The 17,086-nt window shown below is 48.1% G+C and carries 16 protein-coding genes; 10 read left to right on the forward strand and 6 right to left on the reverse strand.

Annotation, left to right across the window (positions count from 1 at the left end; genetic code table 11):
* Window positions 1–49: 49 nt before the first annotated feature.
* From OGX67_RS21925 to cusR, 5 genes are all read right to left on the reverse strand, one after another.
* Window positions 50–853, reverse strand: coding sequence for an MBL fold metallo-hydrolase (locus OGX67_RS21925; RefSeq protein WP_106875513.1), 804 nt, complete (start codon window positions 851–853; stop codon window positions 50–52).
* Window positions 854–936: 83 nt separating this feature from the next.
* Entirely contained in the window at window positions 937–1,443 is a 507-nt protein-coding gene (locus OGX67_RS21930) for a hypothetical protein (protein ID WP_061548160.1), read from the reverse strand.
* A 372-nt stretch (window positions 1,444–1,815) separates the two neighbouring features.
* Entirely contained in the window at window positions 1,816–2,142 is a 327-nt protein-coding gene (locus tag OGX67_RS21935) for a PcoE/SilE family metal-binding protein (protein ID WP_061548161.1), read from the reverse strand.
* Between the two features lie 125 nt (window positions 2,143–2,267).
* On the reverse strand, window positions 2,268–3,719 hold the full coding sequence (locus tag OGX67_RS21940; RefSeq protein ID WP_110248883.1) for a Cu(+)/Ag(+) sensor histidine kinase: 1,452 nt from the start codon (window positions 3,717–3,719) through the stop codon (window positions 2,268–2,270).
* Entirely contained in the window at window positions 3,709–4,392 is a 684-nt protein-coding gene (gene cusR / locus OGX67_RS21945) for a copper response regulator transcription factor CusR (RefSeq protein ID WP_003021940.1), read from the reverse strand. The genes OGX67_RS21940 and cusR overlap by 11 nt, the downstream gene beginning before the upstream one ends.
* 194 nt (window positions 4,393–4,586) lie before the next feature.
* On the opposite strand from cusR, the gene OGX67_RS21950 reads away from it, so the two are divergent.
* From OGX67_RS21950 to OGX67_RS21965, 4 genes are all read left to right on the forward strand, one after another.
* Complete coding sequence (locus tag OGX67_RS21950; RefSeq protein ID WP_003847478.1) at window positions 4,587–5,969, forward strand: efflux transporter outer membrane subunit; 1,383 nt, start codon at window positions 4,587–4,589, stop codon at window positions 5,967–5,969.
* Between the two features lie 32 nt (window positions 5,970–6,001).
* The gene (cusF, locus tag OGX67_RS21955) at window positions 6,002–6,349 is read left to right on the forward strand and encodes a cation efflux system protein CusF (RefSeq protein ID WP_016149747.1); all 348 of its coding nucleotides are present in this window, start codon (window positions 6,002–6,004) and stop codon (window positions 6,347–6,349) included.
* 76 nt (window positions 6,350–6,425) lie between these two features.
* On the forward strand, window positions 6,426–7,718 hold the full coding sequence (locus OGX67_RS21960; RefSeq protein ID WP_003021947.1) for an efflux RND transporter periplasmic adaptor subunit: 1,293 nt from the start codon (window positions 6,426–6,428) through the stop codon (window positions 7,716–7,718).
* Between the two features lie 11 nt (window positions 7,719–7,729).
* On the forward strand, window positions 7,730–10,873 hold the full coding sequence (locus tag OGX67_RS21965) for a CusA/CzcA family heavy metal efflux RND transporter (RefSeq protein ID WP_286527265.1): 3,144 nt from the start codon (window positions 7,730–7,732) through the stop codon (window positions 10,871–10,873).
* 51 nt (window positions 10,874–10,924) lie between these two features.
* On the opposite strand, the gene rclR is transcribed toward OGX67_RS21965, so the two are convergent.
* Window positions 10,925–11,779 carry a reactive chlorine-specific transcriptional regulator RclR gene (rclR, locus tag OGX67_RS21970; RefSeq protein ID WP_257651670.1) on the reverse strand — a complete coding sequence of 285 codons (855 nt, stop codon included), beginning with the start codon at window positions 11,777–11,779 and terminating at the stop codon, window positions 10,925–10,927.
* A gap of 236 nt (window positions 11,780–12,015) precedes the next feature.
* Here rclR and rclA point away from each other — a divergent pair, with 236 nt between their 5' ends.
* The 6 genes from rclA (at window position 12,016) to OGX67_RS22000 (ending at window position 17,048) form a co-directional block, all read left to right on the forward strand.
* Complete coding sequence (gene rclA / locus OGX67_RS21975) at window positions 12,016–13,341, forward strand: reactive chlorine resistance oxidoreductase RclA (RefSeq protein WP_061548167.1); 1,326 nt, start codon at window positions 12,016–12,018, stop codon at window positions 13,339–13,341.
* 161 nt (window positions 13,342–13,502) lie between these two features.
* Window positions 13,503–13,733 (forward strand): reactive chlorine resistance periplasmic protein RclB, encoded by a 231-nt coding sequence (gene rclB, locus OGX67_RS21980; RefSeq protein WP_353622716.1) that lies wholly within the window; start codon window positions 13,503–13,505, stop codon window positions 13,731–13,733.
* Between the two features lie 11 nt (window positions 13,734–13,744).
* Window positions 13,745–14,305: a reactive chlorine resistance membrane protein RclC gene (gene rclC, locus OGX67_RS21985; RefSeq protein ID WP_003021961.1), complete on the forward strand. Its 561-nt coding sequence runs from the start codon at window positions 13,745–13,747 to the stop codon at window positions 14,303–14,305.
* Window positions 14,306–14,881: 576 nt separating this feature from the next.
* Window positions 14,882–15,577, forward strand: coding sequence for a flagellar brake protein (locus OGX67_RS21990; RefSeq protein ID WP_003021965.1), 696 nt, complete (start codon window positions 14,882–14,884; stop codon window positions 15,575–15,577).
* Between the two features lie 21 nt (window positions 15,578–15,598).
* On the forward strand, window positions 15,599–16,180 hold the full coding sequence (locus tag OGX67_RS21995; RefSeq protein ID WP_008319941.1) for a helix-turn-helix domain-containing protein: 582 nt from the start codon (window positions 15,599–15,601) through the stop codon (window positions 16,178–16,180).
* A 100-nt stretch (window positions 16,181–16,280) separates the two neighbouring features.
* Window positions 16,281–17,048, forward strand: coding sequence for a putative bifunctional diguanylate cyclase/phosphodiesterase (locus OGX67_RS22000; RefSeq protein ID WP_257651669.1), 768 nt, complete (start codon window positions 16,281–16,283; stop codon window positions 17,046–17,048).
* The last annotated feature ends 38 nt before the right edge of the window (window positions 17,049–17,086 follow it).

The following is a 17,086-nucleotide window of genomic DNA, read 5'->3' on the forward strand; positions in this document are numbered from 1 at the left end:
CCGTAAGGCTCCCGTTTTTTATTACTGTTTGGGCAACGTTTTACTGTTGTTACTCAGCCAGCTCAATCACATCTCCCGTTGCCGGTGCGTCAGTTCCCGGAAGCCACAATCGCCCCCACGAACCGGTACAATGGCAGCCGAGCAGTTTTTCGGGTTGCTGTTGCTTAATAAATTGTCGGGTCCGCCATAGCTTAGCGGGGGAGGCAGCACGTAAATGAAACCCACCGACCAGGGCATAAATTTGGTTAACCCCTGTGATTTTCTGGCAATGGCGTACGATGTTCTCTATTCCCCGATGCCCGCAACCAGTAATGATGACTAACCCGCGTTCAGATTTATAGACCAACACGCCTTCGTCACTGATGTAATCTGGTTGGAGTGTTTTTTCGCTAATCACACCATAGGATTGTGGCGTGGGGACGCTAATTTCCCCGGACCACAAAAAGCGATCGCTGATAGCCAGCGGCTCGCGGGTGTATTCCATGATGAATCGAGAGTAGTTGTTATCACGCGAGAGTTTTTTAATTTTTCGTGGTGTTCCCGCAACCGTAACTGAGGCGTATCGTTCACAGGCTATTTGGGGATGGCAAATGATACGGCTGTTATCCGCAAGCCACGGCACGCCGCCGCAGTGATCGTAATGGCCGTGCGACAGCACCACGGCGGTTAAGTGCGTCAGGTCCACGCCCATTTGTGCAGCGTTATGCATGAAGCTGCCATCCGGCCCGGTATCAAACAATATTGTGGTCGTTTCATCCTGAACTAACAGACTTAATCCAGGCTTTGCCAGTAATGTTTTTCCAGCGCCAGCAGCACGTCGGTTTTCAAGCAGCACCGTGAGGGTCAAAGCCATGTCTGACTCCAGTATTAAAACGGCATACTGTAATGCATGGCTTTTGAGGGTGCTGTGATCGCAGCGCTCTTTAGCGGTATCTGTTATTCACGCACAATTTTGCCAGCGTTTCCTGCATCGCTGTCATTCCAGCTACCGCGACCATTTGTTTTAATGGTGTAAGTGGCATAACCGACGCGGAAGGTCATCGTATCCTTATAGGTATTTACGTCACGTACTTCCTTACCATTGACGTAAACGCCGGAATCTTCGACGTGAATATCAACGCTGCGTTGACCATTGGCAAATTTGGCCACGTAATTTCCGCTGAATTTGCCATCAATACCCGCATTATCGTGGTTATCCCGGCCTGTTGTATTTTGCTGCTCTTCACCATGGCGATGATGACGATTTTGCTGGCTGTTATCGTTCTCGATAAAGCCATGATCGTGGTTCCATTGATAGGATTTGTTCACATCACAACCATTGAGTTCGCTCATTTGCGTACAACCTGAACGTTCATACTTTTTCTGCATTGCCGGGGTAATTGCACATGCCGTTGTGGCCGTTGTCAGGCCAAGGACCAGGAGGGTCAGCAGACGTTTATTCATTTTTCACTCACTATCATCATTAAGTTTATTTATAGGAATACGAACTTTTTGGCTGTCATTTTTACGACGACGGCAGTCTCCCATTAAATATTAACGACGCATACCAGGGGAAATCCTAATTTATAATTAGGGTGAGGTGATAAATGTTGTGATACGCAACATAATGAGTAGTTGATTTACGATTTTTATACAATCTGAATGGAGGGTTAAAAGGTTTTTACTTTTTAATAGAAGATTTAATGAATTATTAATATTGACATTAACGATGAACAAGGATGCAGGCCTGTATAAAAACAGGCCTGCACGGGGAGAGTAGTCCACAATATTCAAACTTAGCGTATTTATGGATATTGTCGTCAATACAGTTCGTCTTTACCCTTGAGTGGAGATCTGTGCGCGGTGCTGCTCGGCCTGTATCTCATGGGCAAATGAATGGCCGTTATTTACTGATTGGTGAACAACCATTGCTTTTTCATGTTCATTCATTTGTGAAAATGATTGCGAATTGGTTGGTGTTGACGATGAATTATTTGCCTGCGAGGCATGTGCCTGCGCCATTTGTTGATGTGCAGAGGCATCACTGTTATTCATCATTTCATGAGCCATTGCGGCCTGTTGATGCACTTTAGGTGTTTCTGCCGCATTAACGCCAGCTGAAATAAAAAACGCGATAGCTAAAAAAGAGGACATCTTATTCATCATATTTCTCCTGTTTGGGTTTACGGAAGAAAGTATAATTAATGGGGACTGTCAGTGGCGTGACAGGATTATGACGGTTGTGTCAGAGAATAGGTGATGACAGGTATAAGCGTCATCACCATAAATTACATCGCGTGCTTGGGAAGCGTTAGAATAAAGCGAGTGACATAAGGATCGGAAGTTACCGAGACTTTTCCGTGATGGGCAATCACAATCGATTTCACAATCGCCAGACCAATACCGCTGCCTTCGCCTTTACGCTGCCGTGAAGGGTCCACTCGATAAAAGCGGTCAAAGAGTCGCGGAAGATGTTGTGGGGGAATGGGGGTTCCGGGATTCTCAACGACTATCTGGACCAGGTCATCCGCCTCTTTCACCCGTACGGTTACCGACTCACCTTTTGGCGTATAGCGCATGGCATTTGACAGCAGGTTACTCATTGCCCGGCGTAACATTAATGGGTCGCCTGAAACCCAGCATGCACGTCCTTCAAACCGTAAACCAACCTCACGCTCCTCTGCCCAGGCTTCGAAAAAGTCGAACACTTTACCGACCTCATCAGCCAGATTGAGCGCTTTTTTTTCTGGGATCAGCTGATTGTTATCTGCCTGCGCCAGAAACAGCATATCACTCACCATTTTCGACATACGGCCAAACTCTTCGAGATTGGAATACAGCACATCTTCCAGTTCTTTTTGGCTGCGGGTCTGGCTGAGCGCAATTTCCGTTTGGGTGACGAGGTTAGTTATTGGCGTGCGGATCTCATGGGCAATATCCGCCGAGAAGTTCGACTGACGTTTAAATACGTCCTCGATGCGTTCGAGCATGTGATTAAACGAACTAACCAGTTGTTCCAGTTCAATAGGCACAGCCTGCGGATCGAGACGGACATCGAGATCTTTCGAGGTGATATTTTGGATGCGACGACTAACATTACGGATCGGTTCATGGCCTTTGTATACGGCGAACAGCACGATAAAAACAATCATGATGCTAATCAGCGAAGCCGTCATAATTAACTTGTTTTTCAGATCGTTAATATAGTGCAGGTGAAAATCGATCGATAACGCCAGATACAGCGTATACGCTGGTTTTCCATCGGCAAGCTTTCCTACCGGCAGGCGAATCATTCGCCAGTTAGACGATGTTTTCTGTCCGTGGATATGTCTGGAGGTTTGCAGTGTAGGGCCTGAGATAATAAAAACGTCGCTGGCATGAGCATTTTTATCCGGCCTTGCGCTGGCGATAAATTGCCGAAGATCCGGCGCATTGGGCGAATGAAAAATGGCCTTCTGGTTGCTATCTACCAGAGAAATAATGACGTTCGAGTAACCCGCCACCACATTTTTTAGCGTTTCCAGTCGGCGTGATTCTGGCTCGTTAGGCTGGTTAATAATCCGCTCCAGCGTGGTGCTAATCTCTTGTAAATCATTGATGTCCTGCTCGGCGAAGTGGACTTTCACGGAGTGGATCATTATCCATGCAAAGGCGAAAAATGAAGCAATTGTCGCCAGACTGATAAAAAAGGTTAGTCGTGTCGCCAGTGAAAAAGGGCGCCGCCATCGTTTACTGGCCATCAGGAACCTCAAGCATATATCCCACGCCGCGCACGGTCTGAATCAGTTTCGGCTCATAATCGTTATCAATTTTGGCGCGCAGACGCTTAACGGCGACGTCGATGGCATTAGTATCGCTGTCAAAATTCATATCCCAGACCTGGGAGGCGATCAGCGAGCGGGGTAAAACTTCCCCCTGATGGCGCAGGAAAAACTCAAGCAGCGTAAACTCTTTGCTGGTCAGAGTGATGCGCGTACCGCTGCGGGTAACTTTTCTGCTGACCAGATCGACCATTAAATCCGCGACCTGAAACTGGCTTTCGACAATCACCGCCGCGCCTCGACGCAACAGCGTTCTGACCCGTGCCAGCAGTTCGGCGAAGGCAAACGGTTTAACCAGGTAATCATCAGCACCCAATTCCAGACCTTTAACCCGATGTTCAATGGTACCCAGTGCGGTGAGGAGAAGAATGGGCATTCCTTTGTTGGCGGAACGCAGCATCCGCACGATATCCCAGCCGTTTACATCCGGCAGCATGATGTCGAGTATGAGCAGGTCGTAATCGCCGGTCATCGCCAGGTGATACCCGTTCAGGCCGTTATCCGCTAAATCCACGACAAAACCCGCTTCCGTCAGGCCTTTTGTCAGGTATTCACCGGTTTTTTTCTCATCTTCGACTATCAAAACCTTCATCGCATTCTCCTTCTCGCACTGGTGTGCGGACTTTCAATTCTAGGGAAGCGGGATCGGATAGCAATCGGTTATTGGGAAAATGACAGTTTTGTCATTTTCCTGTCACCGGTTAAACAGAGTCACTTGGTTAAAGTACAGCACTATAAATTCCTACACATTTTAGAGACATCAGTCCGGTCAGGACGAGAAGAACTATGAGCAAATTTAAGCTTCTTACTCTCAGCGCTATATTCGTGCTCGCCGGTTGTTCATTGGCGCCGGACTATCAGCGCCCGGCTTTGCCGGTGCCGCAGCAATTTTCTTTAAGCCAGAATGCCCTGGTATCGGCTCCAGGTGAATATCAGGACACGGGCTGGCGGAGCTTCTTCGTTGACTCCCAGGTAAAGGCGCTGATTGGCGAGGCGTTGGTTAATAACCGCGATTTACGTATGGCTGTGCTAAAAGTTCAGGAAGCGAGAGCGCAATATGGTGTCACGGACGCTGACCGCTACCCGCAACTCACGGCTGGCTCCAGTGGTACTTACAGCGGTAAATTAAAAGGTGATAGCAGCACCGATCGTGAATTCGAAGCTGGACTCAATCTTAGTTTCGACCTGGATTTCTTTGGGCGGCTAAAAAATATGAGTGAAGCTGAGCGACAGAATTTCTTTGCCAGCGAAGAAGCGCGTCGGGCGGTGCACATCTCATTAATCTCCAACGTGTCGCAAAGTTATTTTAATCAGCGTCTGGCTTACGCGCAGTTGCAAGTTGCTGAAGAAACGCTGCAAAACTACCAGCGCTCTTACGCTTTTGTAGAGAAGCAACTGGTAACCGGTAGCACCAACGTACTGGCGTTGGAACAAGCGCGCGGTGTGATCGAAAGTACGCGTAGCGAAATTGCCAAGCGTAAAGGTGATCTGGCGCAGGCCAATAACGCGCTGCAGCTGTTGCTGGGTACATACGGGAAATTACCTGATGACCACGCGCGCAGCCGTGGGGATATTAAACCGGTAACGCTGCCGCCATCGCTCTCGTCGCAAATACTGTTGCAGCGCCCGGATATTATGGAAGCTGAGCACGGATTATTGGCGGCAAATGCCAATATCGGTGCTGCGCGAGCGGCATTTTTTCCGTCTATAACGTTGACCAGTTCCGTGTCCAGTAGCAGCAGCGATCTTTCCAGTTTATTTAATGCCGCCAGCGGCATGTGGAATTTTGTCCCCAAAATAGATATTCCAATATTCAACGCTGGACGTAATCAGTCCAATCTCGACCTGGCAGAAATTCGCCAGCAACAGTCGGTAGTGAATTACGAACAAAAAATTCAGAACGCGTTTAAAGAAGTGGCGGATGCACTGGTGTTGCGCCAAAGCATTGCCGATCAAATTAGCGGGCAGCAGCGTTATCTGGATTCATTGCAAATCACACTACAACGCGCCAGAGCGCTTTATCAGAATGGTGCAGTTAGCTATATCGAAGTATTAGACGCAGAACGTTCTTTATTCGCTACGCGGCAATCGCTGCTCGATCTTAATTACGCCCAACAGGTTAATGAAATTAAGCTGTTTGCTGCCTTAGGCGGCGGTTGGGTGGAGTAATCCTTAATATTAACCTTTCAGGAGCATCAATTATGAATACTACCGCCAAAGCTGTGCTGTTTAGTCTTTTCTCTATGATCATGTTTAACGCTCAGGCCAATGAGCATCAGCATGGTGAGATGATGAATATGCAGCCAGCGGCTCAACAGGAACAACTCATTAGCGCTACCGGGGTGATTGAAGCTGTTGATATGGAAAGTAAAAAGATTACGATCAAGCATGATCCTATTCCTGCGGTGAACTGGCCAGCCATGACGATGCGTTTTACACTGGTTGCCGATACGAAGGCTGATGATATTAAGCCAGGCGATAAGGTCGCGTTTACGTTTGTTCAGCAGGGAAATCTCTCTGTATTACGCGATATTCACATCAGTAAATAACGTTCTCGTTGGTCTCTTTTATTCTTGCCCGGTTTTTTGCGAACGCGGGTGAGACTATCGCGCAATGGAAATCACTATGGCGTCTTTAAATATCAAAAATACCGCGCTTATTCTCGCTGGCATGATTGCCGGTGGGGTTATTTCTGTCGGTATTTATACTTATTATTCATCCGCAAAAGCAACGGCTGAAACCGGGCAGGCTTCGCCAAAAGAAGCCAGAAAAGTGTTGTTTTGGTACGACCCCATGTACCCAAACACGCGTTTTGATAAACCGGGTAAATCGCCATTTATGGATATGGATCTGATCCCGAAATATGCCGATGAAGAGACCGCGAACGCGTCATCACCAGGTGTGCGCATCGATCCTACACAGACCCAGAACCTGGGGCTGAAAACAGAGCCAGTGCGTCGTGGACCACTGCACTACGCGCAAACTTTTCCGGCCAACGTTAGTTATAACGAATACCAGTTTGTTATTGTCCAGGCCCGCTCAGCGGGCTTTATCGAGAAGGTTTACCCACTGACCGTGGGGGACAAAATTAAACAAGGCGCGCCGCTGATCGACCTGACTATTCCTGATTGGGTTGAGGCGCAGAGTGAATATTTATTGCTGCGAGAAACTGGCGGCAGCGCGACGCAGGTGGAAGGAATTCTGGAAAGATTACGTCTGGCTGGAATGCCTGAAGCGGATATTCAGCGCTTAAAATCGACGCGTAAAATTCAGACCCGTTTTACCCTGAAAGCGCCTATTGATGGGGTGATCACCGCATTCGATTTGCGTACGGGTATGAACATTTCCAAAGACAATGTGGTCGCGAAAATTCAGGGTATGGACCCGGTATGGGTCAGCGCGTCGGTCCCGGAATCTATCGCCTGGCTGATTAAAGACGCCTCGCAATTTACCATCACCGTGCCCGCCTGGCCGGATAAGCCTTTCACCATCAGCAAGTGGAGTATCTTACCCAGCGTTGATGCTACCACGCGTACGCTCCAGCTCCGTTTACAGGTCGATAATCCTGACGAGGCGCTCAAGCCCGGGATGAATGCTTACCTGCAACTGAAAACACAAAGCGAGCCAATGCTGCTGATCCCGTCTAAAGCGCTAATTGATACGGGTACCGAGCAGCGGGTAATCACCGTTGATAACGAAGGCCGATTTGTGCCGAAACAAGTTGCGGTATTCCATGAATCTCAAGGACTGACGGCTATCCGCTCCGGCCTGACCGAAGGCGAAAAAGTGGTTTCCAGCGGTCTGTTCCTGATTGATTCCGAAGCGAATATCTCTGGCGCACTGGACCGTATGCGCGCCCAGAACAGTAAGACGCAAGACGCAGCCGCCATGCCAGCCCAGGCTACCCATTCACACTGAGGATATGATAAATGATTGAATGGATTATCCGCCGCTCGGTGGCAAACCGTTTTCTGGTGATGATGGGGGCGCTGTTTCTCAGTATTTGGGGAACCTGGACCATCATCAATACCCCGGTTGATGCGCTGCCCGATCTCTCTGATGTTCAGGTGATCGTCAAAACCAGCTATCCGGGTCAGGCGCCGCAAATTGTTGAAAATCAGGTGACCTATCCGCTGACCACCACCATGCTGTCGGTACCGGGCGCGAAAACTGTGCGCGGTTTCTCGCAGTTTGGCGATTCCTACGTGTACGTCATTTTCGAAGATGGTACCGATCCTTACTGGGCGCGCTCGCGCGTACTGGAGTACCTCAACCAGGTTCAGGGAAAATTGCCGGCTGGCGTTAGCGCGGAAATGGGACCGGACGCCACGGGTGTTGGCTGGATATTTGAGTACGCGCTGGTGGATCGCAGCGGGAAACACGATCTGGCGGAATTACGTTCTCTTCAGGACTGGTTTTTAAAGTATGAGTTAAAAACGATTCCCAACGTGGCGGAAGTCGCCTCGGTAGGCGGCGTGGTTAAACAGTATCAGGTCGTTATTGATCCAATGAAGTTGACGCAATATGGCATCAGTCTGGCGGACGTGAAATCGGCGCTGGATACGTCGAATCAGGAAGCGGGCGGCTCATCTGTTGAGATGGCTGAAGCGGAATATATGGTCCGCGCCAGTGGATATCTGCAAACGCTCGATGATTTCAATAATATAGTCCTGAAAACAGGGGCCGACGGTGTACCTGTTTACCTGCGCGATGTGGCGCGCGTACAGATTGGGCCGGAAATGCGCCGTGGGATCGCCGAACTGAATGGCGAAGGCGAAGTGGCGGGCGGGGTGGTTATTCTGCGGTCCGGTAAAAATGCGCGTGAGGTGATCTCCGCGGTTAAAGCCAAGCTCGATACGCTGAAAAGTAGCCTGCCGGAAGGCGTAGAAATAGTTACAACATACGATCGCAGTCAGCTCATTGACCGCGCCATTGATAACCTGAGCTACAAGCTGCTGGAAGAGTTTATCGTTGTTGCGCTGGTGTGTGCATTGTTCCTGTGGCATCTGCGTTCTGCGCTGGTGGCGATTATTTCCCTGCCGCTGGGGCTGTGTATCGCGTTCATCGTGATGCATTTCCAGGGGCTGAACGCCAATATCATGTCGCTGGGGGGCATTGCCATTGCTGTCGGGGCGATGGTCGATGCCGCCATCGTGATGATTGAAAACGCCCATAAGCGGCTGGAAGAGTGGGGGCATCAGCATCCGCATGAAAAGCTGGATAACGCAACGCGCTGGAAGGTCATTACTGACGCCTCGGTAGAAGTCGGCCCGGCATTGTTCATCAGCCTGCTGATTATCACATTGTCGTTTATCCCTATTTTCACGCTTGAGGGGCAAGAGGGGCGACTGTTCGGGTCGCTGGCGTTCACCAAAACGTATGCCATGGCAGGTGCGGCGTTTCTGGCCATCGTGGTTATTCCGATCCTGATGGGATTCTGGATCCGCGGAAAAATACCTGCAGAAAGCAGCAACCCGCTTAACCGTTTCCTGATCCGTATTTACCATCCGCTATTGCTGAAGGTATTGCACTGGCCCAAGACCACCATTCTGGTGGCGGTGCTTTCAATACTGACGGTTATCTACCCGCTGAATAAAGTCGGTGGCGAATTCCTGCCGCAGATTAACGAAGGTGACCTGCTGTATATGCCTTCGACATTGCCGGGGATCTCAGCGGCGCAGGCAGCGGACATGCTGCAAAAAACCGACAAGCTGATCATGACCGTTCCGGAAGTGGCGCGCGTGTTTGGTAAAACCGGTAAGGCAGAAACCGCAACAGACTCCGCACCGCTGGAAATGGTTGAAACGACGATCCAACTGAAGCCGCAGGACCAGTGGCGTCCGGGGATGACGATGGACAAAATCATTGCCGAGCTGGATAAAACCGTACGCTTGCCGGGACTGGCGAATCTATGGGTTCCGCCGATTCGTAACCGTATCGACATGCTCTCTACGGGGATCAAAAGCCCAATTGGCATTAAGGTGTCAGGTAACGTTCTGGCAGATATCGACGCCACGGCGGAGCAAATTGAAGAGGTGGCCAGAACCGTGCCGGGCGTCTCTTCGGCACTGGCTGAGCGCCTGGTCGGGGGGCGCTATATCAATGTGGATATTAATCGGGAGAAAGCGGCCCGGTACGGAATGACCGTCGGCGCGGTGCAACTGTTTGTCACCTCAGCGGTCGGAGGCGCAATGGTCGGCGAAACGGTGGAAGGGATTGCACGTTATCCGATTAACCTTCGCTATGCGCAGAGCTATCGTGATAGCCCGGAAGCGCTGCGTAATCTGCCCATTCTGACGCCCATGAAACAGCAAATCACGCTGGCAGATGTTGCAGATGTGACGGTGGTTTCGGGGCCTTCGATGCTGAAAACCGAAGATGCGCGACCAACCAGCTGGATTTACATCGACGCCCGCGATCGTGACATGGTCTCAGTGGTGAACGATCTGAAAAAAGCGATCGCTGAAAACGTACAGTTAAAGCCGGGGACCAGCGTGGCGTTTTCCGGGCAGTTCGAGCTGCTTGAGCGCGCCAGTCATAAGCTCAAACTAATGGTGCCGATGACGCTGATGATAATCTTCGTTCTGCTTTATCTGGCCTTCCGTCGCTTTGGTGAAGCGCTGCTGATTATCACCAGTGTGCCTTTTGCGCTGGTGGGCGGCATCTGGTTCCTTTACTGGATGGGGTTCCATATGTCGGTTGCAACCGGAACCGGATTTATCGCCCTGGCCGGTGTTGCTGCGGAGTTTGGCGTGGTGATGCTGATGTACTTGCGCCACGCTATTGAAGCCGAACCCGCGCTGGAAAATCCGCAAACCTTTACGGCGGATAAGCTGGATGAAGCGTTATATCACGGTGCTGTGCTGCGTGTGCGCCCGAAAGCGATGACCGTGGCGGTGATTATTGCAGGTCTGTTACCTATATTGTGGGGGACGGGAGCTGGCTCAGAAGTCATGAGCCGCATAGCCGCGCCGATGATTGGCGGCATGATCACCGCACCATTGCTCTCTCTGTTCATTATTCCGGCCGCTTATAAGCTGATGTGGCTGCACAGGCATCGCCACCAAAAGTAATGCCCTGAAGCGCTCGTCTACCTCGGTTTTACTGCCGAAGCAGGCGTTGCGTTATACCGCCAACGCTTTCACGCGTTTGCGGTACTCGCCCGGCGTGCAGCCAAATTCTCGTAAAAAGACTTTATGAAACGACGATTCGCTGGCGTAACCCACCGACTCGGCAATAACGATTAACGGCTGTGTACCGCGCGATAGCATCTGGGCTGCGAACTGCAGGCGCAGCGCGGTTAACACCGCCAGCGGCGTGGAGTTTGATACTTCACGGAATAGCTGTGCGAAACTGGCCCGCGACATATGTGCTCGTTTTGCCAGTTCTTCGACGGTCCAGGCAAAAGCCGGTGACTCCAGCATCATGAATACAACGGATCCAAGCCTGGGGTGCAGCAGTAAATTCAGCACATTTTTTGCGGGTGTCGACTGGGCGAGCCACTCGCGAACGGTTAACGCGAACAGTGTAGCGCATTGCTGGCTGCAAACGATGCTGGAGCCAGGCAGGTCGTTGATGTATTCCTCCTGCATTAGCGCAATCATGGCCTTCAGCCAATGGCTGACGGGGCTGTTCTCCTCAGGCGCCAGTAATAATACTTCCGGAAGCGCGGTTAAAAAATAGCGTGAAGATGCCTGTAATCGCAGGCTCCCGCAGACAATATGCGTTTGTTCTTCCCCTATCTGGCACAGACGATGCGCGGAGTTTTGCGGCAGAATGACTATTGTTCCAGGGCGTAATGTGGAAGATGTTCCGTCAGGCATATCCAGTTGAGCGAATCCCTGGGTTACCGTATGCCAGCGAATAACGGACAGTTCACCCGCCGCATGCGGCAGTTGCCAGTCCCTGCTCAACAGGCAGTTTTGATCAATCGAGCCCTGCGGGTCGTTAAGCATAAGTAATCGGCTAAGTGCGTCCATGAAGACTCCTGGGCAGTTTTTGCTAATGCTAATTGAGATGAAAACAACGCTATAACACATAACTTTATTAATAATTTTATGGTGTTAGTTTAATTACTCAATAGGTTGAGTGGAAGGGAAAGAGTGGCTTTTTAGACGATCTAACAGTAATTGGCGCGTTATGGATACATTGTTCGTGCATCTCTAAACCTATAATTCAGTTCAACAAACGAACAGTGACATGGCGGAGAGACAGCATGAATCAGTATCAGGCGATTATTATCGGATTTGGTAAAGCGGGTAAAACGCTGGCGGCAACACTGGCCAAAACGGGTTGGCGGGTAGCGATTATTGAACAGTCAAACACCATGTATGGTGGGACATGCATCAATATCGGCTGCATTCCCACCAAAACCCTGGTACACGATGCTGAACTTCAGCATGACTTTGCCGCAGCGATGCAGCGCAAGACCTCCGTTGTCAGTTTTCTGCGCGATAAAAACTTCCACAATCTTGCCGATCTGGAGAACGTGGATGTGATTGAAGGTCGTGCTGAATTCATTGATAACCATACAGTGCGGGTCGTGCAGCCAACAGGTGAGGTTGAACTGAGCGGCGAGAAAATCTTTATTAATACTGGCGCCCAGTCAACGATTCCGAACGTTGAGGGATTAACCTCGACGCCTGGCGTATTTGACAGCACCGGGTTGTTGAATTTGACGCAACGTCCCGAGCGTCTGGGCATTTTAGGCGGTGGGTATATCGGCGTTGAATTCGCATCGATGTTTGCCAACTTTGGTAGCAAAGTCACTATTTATGAAGCATCTCCGCAGTTTTTGCCTCGTGAAGACCGGGATATTGCTGATACTATCGCCAACATTTTACGCGACCAAGGCGTTGAGCTGATCCTCAATGCCAACGTGCAGTCGGTCTCCTCTCACGATAGTGCAGTACAGCTGCACATGCCGGAAGGTACCCAGACGGTGGATGTGCTGCTGGTGGCATCGGGTCGCAAACCGGCGACTGAAAATCTGCAGCTGCAGAATGCGGGTGTGGATGTAAACGACCGCGGTGCCATTATTGTAAATAAATATCTACGTACCTCGGCAGATAACATATGGGCAATGGGCGATGTCACTGGTGGATTGCAATTTACCTATATTTCGCTGGATGATTTCCGTATTGTGCGCGACAACCTGCTAGGCGAGGGGGTACGTAACACGGGCGATCGTCAAAATGTACCATATTCCGTCTTTATGACGCCGCCGCTTTCCCGCGTCGGAATGACTGAAGAACAGGCTCGTGCCAGCGGTGCGGCGGTGCAGGTCGTGACGTTGCCGGTAGCGGCTATCCCGCGTGCGCGGGTGATGAATGATACCCGTGGCGTACTTAAAGCGGTGGTGGATAGCGAAACGAAACAAATATTAGGTGTGTCGCTGCTGTGCGTGGATTCTCATGAAATGATTAATATCATCAAGACGGTTATGGATGCGGGGTTACCTTATACCACATTGCGTGACCAAATATTTACCCATCCAAGCATGAGCGAATCACTAAACGATCTCTTTTCTCTCATTAAATAATAATAGCGTAGTCTACATATTTGCCCCACCCGTGTGGGGCTTTTTTTATATTTCCTGATACTAATTGACAGTTATTTTGGCGTTACGGATGAAATAAAATAAAGTGACATGTTTTATTATATTTCCACTGAAATAACTTGTTAATGGGAATAGAAATGAACATGTTTAAAACTACGTTACTAATGACTGCATTACTGACTGCTCCGGTGACATTTTCCGTGTTAGCGCAAACTGAGGTTGCCCACGTGAGCGTATCGACTGTGTCTGGCACTCCTTCCGTGGTGGAAGATGCCATTGCGAAACTGACACAGGAAAAGAAAGCGACTTCCTGGAAAATTACTTCAATGCGCATTGATAGCAGCACTCACGCAACGGCAATTTTGTACAAGTGAGGAGAGCCGGAATGGAAAAATATCTTCGTATATTGGGCAAAGGTGATAGGGTTGGATTAACCTTGATTCGCCTGAGTATCGCGATTGTTTTTATCTGGATTGGGTTATTAAAATTTGTACCTTACGAAGCCGACAGCATTACGCCGTTTGTCGCCAATAGTCCGGTAATGTCATTTTTTTATGAGCATCCAGAAGAATACAAACAACATTTAACCCACGAAGGTGAATTCAAACCGCAGGCTCGTGAATGGCAGACGGCGAATAACACGTATACGTTCTCAAATGGCCTGGGCGTAGTCGAAGTTCTTATCGCTTTGCTGGTGCTGGCTAATCCTGTTAGCCGTTGGCTGGGATTAATTGGCGGCGTTCTGGCATTTGCCACACCAATTGTAACTTTATCATTTTTAATAACCACACCAGAAGCATGGGTGATGCCGCTGGGTGATTTACACCACGGATTTCCGTACTTGTCAGGCGCTGGACGGTTGGTGTTAAAAGATACGTTAATGTTGGCGGGAGCGGTGATGATCATCGCGGATTCTTCCCGATCAATTATTAAGCAAAAGTATTGAATTTTTAACGTTGTACCCTCTGCAAGACAGTAAGCCACTATAGTTCGATTCGGTAATTACCGGGCCAGCAGGACGCTGGCCTTTTTTCTGCCCTAAGGGAAATTTATGTTATACATGAAATACAATGATTCGCTTTGCCACAATAACCAGTCGGACTTATATTACTGATTAATAATATAGTGAAGTAAGCATCTTCTTTCTTCTTCGATAGCGCACCAGTTCGCATATTGCGTAGTTCCTCCATCAAAACCCATTCATTTTTCTCTGTTTTTTTCTGTGCAATTCTTGCTATTTGTTATCTCAAAATGACACTTTAAAAAAGATTGTTATGCACTTTTGTTATAGTTAATCAACACGTTCGCATGGTTTTAGGCATGACTTCAGCTAGAATTAACTTTGATTAAATGTTTTTACGTATCAATAAATGGCTAAAGATAGTTAAAAACTTAATTTTTAACCAACTGTTCGACATGGAATCCACTATGGTAATTAAGCACCAAGGGTGGATGCTGATCTTGTGTTTTGTGAGTCACCAAACGCGAGACATATCTTAAATATGGAAATAAGGGTTTTAGAATGAGCTTTGGATTAGCAAAGGAAGATAAGTTTGAAATCATAGCTACCCTTCGTGAAGAGCTGCACAAGAAAACGAAACTGGAAGTGTTATGTGAAAACAGTAGCGTTATCACGCAGTTAGAGAAGGTTGATTTCGAGCGGTTTGTTATCTCCTGGCACGAAGACATTGTTCCTGAAAAGGTCCAATACTTTATCCTGCACAGCGAAAGCGGGATTGTGAAATTTAGTGCCAGATTCGAGCAAACCCCATCAGCAGGTGCAGAAGTAGGATTATCCTACCTCATTCCGGATTTGATTTTCTTTGCCCAGCAGAGACAAAATCAGCGTTTTTCCTTCATGAAGGGGTATGACTTTTTCTGTTTTGGTCGTTACAAAAATGGAGAAAACTACTCTTTCAAGATCAAAAATATCTCGCAGGGTGGTTGTGCGTTAATCGTTAAAGATGTAAACGCCCGTTTTCTTTATAAAGATGCGGTGATTAAAAATGCATCTCTGGATTTCGATACATTTGGCAGTTTACAACTGGACTTAAAAGTGATCGATGTCGTCCTGATCAATGAGTTTGATGAGGATAACCAGTTGTATTCCTGTCATCAGATTTCGTGTGAGTTTGATTTTAAAAATCGTCGTGAAGAGACTGAAGTCGAGAAAATTATTATTAAATTTTTAATGAGTAACAAGATTAGAAGCTTATAAGGAACGGTGAACAGGATGTTGATGTGTGGCAGTGATAATTTTGTGGGCAATGGTATGTTTGCCTACCTCACCAGCAAACATGTACCGATACAAACATTCCAGTTTGAGGATATGTTGCATCAGTCATCATTATGCCAGCATCAAACCATGGTTTTTAATATCATCGATAATGAACATGCGTGTTCGGACATTGTTCAGTTTTTGAATAAAAACCGATTCAAATTCTATAATAACGTCGTGGTGATTGTTGCTGATAGTTTGGTGGCGAAATTATGCGTAGAGTTATTATATGTCGAAAAAATAATAGTTTTGACTGAAAAATCTTCATTGCGTGATTTTGGTCAATTGGCGACATTATCAGTCGGGAAATGGAACCCCCGACTGTATCGTTCGCAGAAAAGATTAACCGAAAGAGAGCAGCAGATCCTGAACTTACTGGTAAGTGGTTATACAGCCAAAGAAATTTCTGAGTTAGTTAGCCTGAACTATAAAACGATTCAGGCACATAAGATGAGAGTCGTCGCCAAGCTTGGCCTGACCAATACCTCTGATTTAAATAAGTTAATTGTCAGATTTACCCATCGTATGTCTTTTTTACCCTAACCTGACCATTCTTTTCTGATGTAATACACCTAATAGTAGATACAATTCGGGAGTGATTTTGACTGGTTTTTAATGTTATGATTTGTAGAGGGAGAGGGGAATGTTTAATTCCAATGAGGTGCTAACTGCGCTTGAAAAGGCTTTGAATACCAGTCAACTTTATATGGTTTATCAGCCTATTTTCAATTTACGCGCCCAGCGTATAAGCGGATTTGAAGCATTAATGCGTTGGAATAGTCCTCAGATGGGTATGATCTCTCCCGATGTTTTTATTACGTTACTGGAAGATAGCGGCAATATTATTTCAATTGAAGATATGGTTACTCACTCTCCGTGGGATGTTGCAACTTCCTGGCCTGACCCCATTGTATTATCCGTCAATATTTCCGCGCTTGAATTCTGCGATCCTCTGTTACCCCAACGCGTCAGACAAAATCTTACCACCTCCGGATTGCCGGTCCATCGATGCCAAATAGAGGTCACCGAAACGTCACCGCTGTACGACAGTCAGATTGCGGCTAAAAATATGACGGAATTAAAGGCGATAGGGGTCAAGCTTGCGCTTGATGATTTTGGAACCGGTCATGCTAATCTTAATTACCTGTTGAAATACCCTTTTGATACCTTAAAAATTGATAAAGAATTTGTCACTGGCATTGAACCCGACACCCGATCGACAAAGATTGTTGAGGGTATTATTTCACTGGCGCATAATTTTGGTATCGAAGTTCTTGCCGAAGGGGTGGAAACCCAGTCCCAGCTGGACCGGTTGATGCAGATTGGTTGTGACAAAATTCAAGGCTTTTTCATTTCGCCCCCGGTGCAGGCACAAGAGATCCCTTCACTCTTAGCGCAATATAATCGTTAATCCTTCCGTATTTACGTTTCCCAATCCCTTGATTGTTC

The sequence above is a fragment of the Citrobacter sp. Cf118 genome (assembly GCF_030334095.1).
Taxonomy (GTDB): Bacteria; Pseudomonadota; Gammaproteobacteria; order Enterobacterales; family Enterobacteriaceae; genus Citrobacter; species Citrobacter freundii.